Genomic DNA, 480 nt, shown 5'->3' on the forward strand with positions numbered 1-480 from the left:
AGGCCCGCGGTGGTGAGGCTCACGGCGTTGCCGCTCGTCGGCGTGAGGGTGACTCCGGTGGCGCTCAGGGTGCTGGTGTTGCCTGCCGCGTCCTTCGTGGTAGTGCCCGCTGCGCTGGTGACAGTCGTGTTGCCGGCTCCGTCCGTGGCGGTGACGCTGGTGAACTCGGGGTTGTCTGCCAGTTGCAGCTCGATGGCCCCGCTTGTCGGGTTGGTGACGGTCTTGAGGTTCGCTCCGCTGTAGCTGCCCGCGGTGCTGGCACTTCCGGTGATGGCCAGGGTGCTGCCCAGGTCTCGGTGAACGGTGCCGGCCGTGGCGTCGTTGCCCGTGAAGTTCAACCCGCTCGTGGTGACGGCGTTGCTCGCGTTTTGCAGGTCCCCAATGTTGGCTGCGTTCGTGAGGGTGCTTCCGCTCGCGTTCGCCAGGGTGCCGCCTCCCAGACCGCTCGCGACTCCGGTGATTTGGTTGTCTCCGTTGGCC

General features: G+C 67.5%; 1 pseudogene. It reads right to left on the reverse strand.

The annotated features are described in order from the left end of the window. Positions 1-480: pseudogene (locus ACP2WS_RS11310) on the reverse strand (hypothetical protein); the annotation flags it as partial.

Origin of the sequence: Brachymonas moutaii (nom. illeg.), from assembly GCF_049977365.1 — a bacterium.
Taxonomy (GTDB): Bacteria; Pseudomonadota; Gammaproteobacteria; order Burkholderiales; family Burkholderiaceae_C; genus Brachymonas.